This window comes from Niameybacter sp. (genome assembly GCF_036655075.1).
Taxonomy (GTDB): domain Bacteria; phylum Bacillota; class Clostridia; order Lachnospirales; family Cellulosilyticaceae; genus Holtiella.
The window spans coordinates 1-5823 of sequence record NZ_JAVVQU010000080.1 but is presented as its reverse complement, the minus strand read 5'-3'; the positions used below and the strand labels follow the sequence as shown (position 1 = coordinate 5823).

9 protein-coding genes are annotated in these 5823 nt (G+C 40.2%); 6 read left to right on the top strand and 3 right to left on the bottom strand.

The window, feature by feature from the left end:
- Together RRY75_RS13660 and RRY75_RS13655 are read left to right on the top strand one after the other, a co-directional pair.
- Positions 1 to 788 (top strand): hypothetical protein (locus RRY75_RS13660; RefSeq protein ID WP_332717286.1); only part of this gene is annotated, 788 nt, incomplete at its 5' end.
- Positions 789 to 884: 96 nt separating this feature from the next.
- Positions 885 to 1298, top strand: a complete 414-nt coding sequence (locus tag RRY75_RS13655; RefSeq protein WP_332527960.1) for an NUDIX hydrolase N-terminal domain-containing protein — start codon at positions 885 to 887, stop codon at positions 1296 to 1298.
- A gap of 237 nt (positions 1299 to 1535) precedes the next feature.
- On the opposite strand, the gene RRY75_RS13650 is transcribed toward RRY75_RS13655, so the two are convergent.
- Together RRY75_RS13650 and RRY75_RS13645 are read right to left on the bottom strand one after the other, a co-directional pair.
- Positions 1536 to 2222 carry a peptidoglycan recognition protein family protein gene (locus RRY75_RS13650; RefSeq protein WP_332527959.1) on the bottom strand — a complete coding sequence of 229 codons (687 nt, stop codon included), beginning with the start codon at positions 2220 to 2222 and terminating at the stop codon, positions 1536 to 1538.
- Positions 2223 to 2816: 594 nt separating this feature from the next.
- Positions 2817 to 3725: a hypothetical protein gene (locus tag RRY75_RS13645; RefSeq protein WP_332527957.1), complete on the bottom strand. Its 909-nt coding sequence runs from the start codon at positions 3723 to 3725 to the stop codon at positions 2817 to 2819.
- Between the two features lie 274 nt (positions 3726 to 3999).
- Between RRY75_RS13645 and RRY75_RS13640 the strand changes: the two genes are divergently transcribed.
- The 4 genes from RRY75_RS13640 (at position 4000) to RRY75_RS13625 (ending at position 5251) form a co-directional block, all read left to right on the top strand.
- A complete protein-coding gene (locus tag RRY75_RS13640) occupies positions 4000 to 4551 on the top strand; it encodes a sigma-70 family RNA polymerase sigma factor (RefSeq protein WP_332527956.1) in 552 nt (183 codons plus the stop codon).
- 71 nt (positions 4552 to 4622) lie between these two features.
- Entirely contained in the window at positions 4623 to 4820 is a 198-nt protein-coding gene (locus tag RRY75_RS13635) for a DUF1659 domain-containing protein (protein WP_332527955.1), read from the top strand.
- Between the two features lie 38 nt (positions 4821 to 4858).
- Complete coding sequence (locus tag RRY75_RS13630) at positions 4859 to 5089, top strand: DUF2922 family protein (protein WP_332527954.1); 231 nt, start codon at positions 4859 to 4861, stop codon at positions 5087 to 5089.
- Positions 5090 to 5092: 3 nt separating this feature from the next.
- The gene (locus RRY75_RS13625) at positions 5093 to 5251 is read left to right on the top strand and encodes a YvrJ family protein (protein WP_332527953.1); all 159 of its coding nucleotides are present in this window, start codon (positions 5093 to 5095) and stop codon (positions 5249 to 5251) included.
- Between the two features lie 47 nt (positions 5252 to 5298).
- Here RRY75_RS13625 and RRY75_RS13620 read toward each other — a convergent pair whose 3' ends face one another.
- A complete protein-coding gene (locus RRY75_RS13620) occupies positions 5299 to 5796 on the bottom strand; it encodes a hypothetical protein (RefSeq protein ID WP_332527952.1) in 498 nt (165 codons plus the stop codon).
- Positions 5797 to 5823 lie beyond the last annotated feature (27 nt).

The window sequence follows — 5823 nt, the reverse complement described above, 5'->3', positions numbered from 1 at the left end:
GATTAGACCAAGCGGCACTTTTACCTTATGATTTAGCAACTATTGCAGATAAATATATCTTGAAATTAGATGAGGAAGTGCTAGCTGCAAGAGGTATTGATACGAGCCTTCAAAATGCAGCGGTAGCCTTTAGCAAAGAGGCAGATAAACTTTATACACAAAGTTTACAAATCAAGGCACTCTACGACCAAGCACAGGCAAAAGGAAAAGATTTAAAATTAATCAATGAACAACTGATGACATATAATGAAGCAATGAGAAAAGTAAGCGAGACTGTCATTCGTGGGACACAATACGTAGGACTTGACCAAGTCTTAACCCAAACGGAGTACTATCAAAACTTACCAGGCATCTATGAAGAGGCAATCCTAAGCTTAAAAGATGGTGATGGCAAGACTATGCTTGAGGACTTTGATATTGACAGTGATGAGAGGGGCCAATATGCTCAAGGCTATATGGAGTATATGGAATACCCTGTATGGATTAACGCTTACAGAGAATGTTTTGAACCGGAAAGTAAGTCTTATAAATTTAACTGGGTAGAAAACATTTTGCTCAAATACTACGATATCTACCAACCACTTATGTCTATTCAAGATAAGGTGGAAGCAGGAGATACAGACTTTACATATGAAATTGAAGCATTAGCTACAGTGAAAAATGATGTACAAAGACGTTTAGAATTAGCTTGTGAAGAAGATACAGCAATGTGGGAAAAAGCAATGACTCAATTGCCTGTAGCATTAAGCACAACACTTATTCAAACGCTGAATCAACTCATGCAGTAAGACATGCACGTACACAAGAGATGACACTATTCTTTAAGAGAAGTGTCATCTTTTTTCTATTGAGCTGTAGGGTCATAGTAAAAGGAGGGAAATAAAATGTGTGAAAAGCAGGAGAATAGTCAAGCCCATGTAGCCAAGAGTCCTTGGTTGGATTGGGCAATAGAGCTTCAATTCATAGCACAAGCAGGACTCACCTATTCTAAAGAGGATTTTGACCGAGAAAGATTTGAGCGGGTAAGAGAGATTGCAGCTGAGATACTAAGCCTACAATCAGGACTACCTTTGGAGCATGTGAAAACCCTCTTTTGTAATGAAACAGGGTTTCAAACGCCTAAATTAGATACAAGAGCGGACATCTTTCAAGAGGATAAAATCTTACTTGTACAGGAAAAATCAGGTCAGTGGGCTTTGCCAGGTGGATGGGTAGATGTCATTCCTCTAAGATTAATAGCGGTTCAAGATAGAAATAAGCACAACCTTCCAAGAGAATCTAGAAACAATACAAAGTGATTACTTCCCTCTATCTCAGCTGCCACCCCTTGCAACGGAAAAAAATAGTGAGGCACAAATTAAAATGTGCTTCCAAGCGTACAATGACAAAGGGTGGGAAACTGTATTTGATTGATGCAGATAAGTACGAGAAATAAATATAAAAAGTGCTCTAAAACTAAGAGGATGCTTAGTTTTAGAGCACTTTTTGTTTAGCTGAGCCAACAGGTATTCAGAATAGGAGAGTCTTGGTTGTGGTTAATCCCTGGTGACATGAAGAGTTGGAACCTTCTTGATGGGGTCATAGCCCACTTGGATTTGAGAATCTGCCAGATCACGTAACTTGACATAGTAGTGAGCTTCTTGTTCAATGGCCATCACATCTTTTGGCGTACCATTAAGGAGTAAGGATGTGGTCTTAGGTGTATGGACTTTCAAGTAGGTTGCTTCAAGCTGTGCCACCACATCAGCTTTTAGTCTTGTCCAGTGGGCGGGATGTTGTACATAAAATTTGGGGCAGACTTTGCCAGTGACATCGTAGTGACGGAGTAGGTCTTGCTTAGGGTCTAAAGTATAAGTGTAACAAAGGTAGGCACAAAGGTTGATAAGGGTTGTGTAAGTAGTAGCATTAAACTCGCCCACGTCATCGGGATGGCAAACTTCAATGCCTAGACTGTAGCGGTTGGCATTTTTGGCGTGATAAGCAAGCTCTGTCTCTGGAATGCATTGAAGGATTTTCCCTTCTAGCCCTACAATGAAATGGCTGCTAGCATAGATGCCTCGTGTGCCTGCTTTTAAGTTTTCAAAGTAATTACGATTGGCAAGGGCAGAGCTACCTGGGTTGGCTACCCAATGTATAACTAACTTATGAATGGCTGTGAGTGGAAGTTGAGGTCGGCTATACAGGTTGGGGGTCAAGAAATGTTTTTGTATGGAAGGTGTCATGAATTCACCTCCTTTCCAGTTACAAGTTGCAAGAAGTATGAAAGCATAAAAAGCTAGCCTAAGACTGTCTCCCTCTTTTACCAACATGACAGGACTTAAGCTAGCTTCTTAGGTTGTGGCAAAACTCATGGATTAAACCTTGTTGCACTTCTAAGGGAACTGGAGGCTTGAGGCTTAGACTGTGGGAGACTCAGGGTTACAGGGTGGTGTGTCGGGTTTCTTTTGGTGAAAGGGATGCAAAGGCATGTATCACGGACAGTAGGTGACAAGACAACGTGTAAGACTGAGGCAGCCAAGAGTCCTTGCGGTAAGTTTAAGTTCTTGGAGGAAGTGCAACGTGGCTTAAAAAGTATGAGTAGTGAGGTGATGCACCCAAATGACGGAGGTTGCCACGTCCATAAGTCATATGGGGTTAAGAAAAAGTAAGAGGCAAGGCGGTAAGAGGGGGACCGACGAGCTTTCTAACTTTTCTTAAGGGTAAGCCAAGCAATCTAAACGGCCTAGGATATGTCTAGGTTGCAACGCTTACACTATATATACCGGTGAGGTTGGAAAATCCGTCGGTTCTAAAACAAAAAATTTAAAAGATGAAGGCTACAAAAGTTTTTGAGGACTGTTATGCAAGGTATGTTCAAACTGTGCATCTTGGTAGGCACGTTCCCTAGCCTCTAGTGCAGTGATGTCAAAGTCATGCTCATAAGTGAGGTGGAAAGCACGAAGGGGAAGTGGCAAGGCAGCTCGTAGTTTAGGGATAAGTGAAGGTGTAGGGGGATGAGAACTATTTTGATACTTACCAGTTAAAATGGACAAGAGCTTATCCGGTTGGATGATCCAAGCAAAGAAGGCATGCCAATGAGACCGACCTGTACGCCCACAGAGAAAGTCAGAAGTTTCTACTTGTTGAAAGGCTTTGTCCAAGGTGGTGAAGACATCATAGCCTTTTTGTTGGAGAAAAGTCCAAAGGGTATGGAGCTTTTGTTCAAGCTTGGGTGTTAGAAGGGTAACAGGGTCTAAGCTTGGACAATATTTATGAAAGTGACTTAGAATTTCTGTATATGGAATACTAGACTTTTCTTTTGGGTTAGGAGATGGATTGTAGTCTTTGTAATACGGAAATGCACAATGTTGATTTGCTATAAGTTGGCGAAGGGCCTCATGGTTACGAACGTAATAAGTCAGCTTTCTCATACGGTCGTAGTAAGACAGATAAAGCTTGCCCTCAAACTTATCGGTGCTTTCAAGATAGGCCTTTTTAGACTTATACACTTTGCCAATACGGTTAAAGGCATTACGAAATTCTGCTTTACTAAAGCCTAGCTCCTCTGTCCAACTATCCCCTGTGCGGTAGTGCATGTCCTCACAAGGGCCTAAAAATTTATAAAAGGTTTTGCCTTTTGTATGCTTAAACCAATACTCTAGCTGGCAAAGGAGTAAGCTTGCAGTCACACTTCCTGTAATCTGGTTAAGCTGTGGGCAGTACTTCAAAGTTTTCATGTTTTTCATCACCAAACCTCCTAAATGAACAAAGTGGATTTCTACATCTACTTGTTTATATACCAAAGACTAGGGAAAATCCGTCGCAAAAAAGTGAAAAGGTACTCAAAAACTAAAAAGTAGGGTGTAAAAACGTTCTTTTGCACCTAGAAAGCATTTCTCAGGATTAAGAAATGAAAAAAATGATGTAAGAAATAAAAATACCACATTTGTAGTAAGGTCAATCAATATATAAAGTAAAGGGGTGCACAAATACAAGTAAACTGCAGTGGAAGGATAGAAGATGGAAAGAACGATTCAAGAGTTGGTATGTCTTAGTCAACAAGATAGGGCATACAGTGAGCAACTTTGGGAGAGACTGAAGCCTCTATGTCTAAAGTGGGCTAAAAAATTCAATGGGGAACAAGAGGATATAGAGGGTCTCTACCAAGAATCTTATCTGGTACTACTAAAGGCACTTGAGCACTACGACCCAAGCTCAGAAAAGAAATTTGAAAGTTATTTTAAAATGGTCTTATACAGATGGGGAAGAAACTATCAGAACAAGAAAAAGATGCAGCTACTAGGCAAAGAGGAGGTCGAGGCTTACTGTGAGACACAAGCAGATCCTACACAGTGTATAGAAACCAAGGTGCTGAAAAACATCCAGTATGCCAAACTCCATGAAGGCCTTAAGCAACTTCGAAAAGAAGAATATGAGTTACTTATAGCCTTGTATGTACGCCAAGAAAAAATAAAGGCAATCAGCATCCAATATGGACTCAGCTACGTGGCTATTGAAAGTCGCAAAAGGCGTGCCTTGCAAAAACTTAAAAAGTTTTTCGACGGATTTTGAAGGTTCATCGGTATATATAGAGTGTAAGCAGCCGGTGCTTCACATTTCAAATTACAAGGAGGAATCACACCATGGCAGTAACAGGCGATTTAGATGAAGTAAAAGTAGTTCTAAAATTTACAAAAGGTTCTCAGACCATTCCACACTGCAACAAAGCAGCCACAGACGAAAATTTATACAACTTAGGCAGTGCCATTGCCGACTTGAATGCAGAAACCTTAGAAAGAGTGACCAAAGTCACAGAAAGCAAGCTCGTTTCTAGTAACTAACTTAAAACATCTATTAATCAAACAAGGAGGTAACACCCATGGAAGTCACAAGAAAAAACTTAGTTTTAACATTTAGTACACCCTCTAAAACACAAGAGACTATTACCATTACTAACCCTAAAGAGGTTTTGTCAGGTGTCAAAATCAAACAGGCCATGACAACAGCCCTAGCAACCAATGCCATTGGTGAAACAGTACAGGCCAATAGCATTGTCGGTGCTAAATTCATTATTCAACAAGAAGATGCAGTAGATTTTGAAGAGGCATAAAAGATGGATGAGCTGCTGAGCCAAATCGGCAACTTTGGATTCCCCATTATCTTATCCATGTACTTGCTCATACGAATAGAGAGCAAGATGGAAAGCCTTTCTAACACCATTGCCCACCTAAGTAAAGTCCTCGAAAAACAAAATGAAGAAATGCGCCCCTAAAAGGCAAGAAACCGTCCTATGTCATTTGACCTAGGGCGGTTTTTTGATTAATTTTCAAAACTAGAGGCAAATTTATTTTTAAGATAACAAGTAGATTCTTCAGTAGGCAGTAGGAATTTATGGTAGTAGCAGTAAACGTGGTCAGCCTGAATCCATTTGTTTTTGATATGATTTGGGGTAGATAAGATTTCTAGAGTAAGTTCATCGCTCAATACAAGGTGTGAATTTTGAATTTGGTCAAGGAGATTGAACAAAATGTAGCCGTAGGTGCCTTCATAAGGTTGTAAGGGTTTGCGTATTTTGAGAGGGACATAAATTTGGTCAATGGCTAGAGGAAGTGGAATGTTTGAACGCGTATGTAAGAAAGTGTTACACCACATTTTGCGTGAAGACAAACATAAGTTATGCTGAGTAAAAAGATTTTTCATAAAAGTGGAAGGTGAAGTGGTGTGAAATTCTAGTTTGTTGTCACAAGAGTACGTAAAAGTGCCGTTTTTACCATTTTGATAGCCTGGATATATGGCCTTGTAAGCGCCAATAGACATATTATCAACCCTTTCTTGTTAAATTTT

Excerpts from the sequence above, each read along its gene's own strand:
- RRY75_RS13640 (WP_332527956.1), top strand. The coding sequence starts at position 4,000 with ATGGAAAGAACGATTCAAGAGTTGGTATGTCTTAGTCAACAAGATAGG.
- RRY75_RS13655 (WP_332527960.1), top strand. The coding sequence starts at position 885 with ATGTGTGAAAAGCAGGAGAATAGTCAAGCCCATGTAGCCAAGAGTCCT.
- RRY75_RS13650 (WP_332527959.1), bottom strand. The coding sequence starts at position 2,222 with ATGACACCTTCCATACAAAAACATTTCTTGACCCCCAACCTGTATAGC.
- RRY75_RS13635 (WP_332527955.1), top strand. The coding sequence starts at position 4,623 with ATGGCAGTAACAGGCGATTTAGATGAAGTAAAAGTAGTTCTAAAATTT.
- RRY75_RS13630 (WP_332527954.1), top strand. The coding sequence starts at position 4,859 with ATGGAAGTCACAAGAAAAAACTTAGTTTTAACATTTAGTACACCCTCT.
- RRY75_RS13645 (WP_332527957.1), bottom strand. The coding sequence starts at position 3,725 with ATGAAAAACATGAAAACTTTGAAGTACTGCCCACAGCTTAACCAGATT.
- RRY75_RS13620 (WP_332527952.1), bottom strand. The coding sequence starts at position 5,796 with ATGTCTATTGGCGCTTACAAGGCCATATATCCAGGCTATCAAAATGGT.
- RRY75_RS13625 (WP_332527953.1), top strand. The coding sequence starts at position 5,093 with ATGGATGAGCTGCTGAGCCAAATCGGCAACTTTGGATTCCCCATTATC.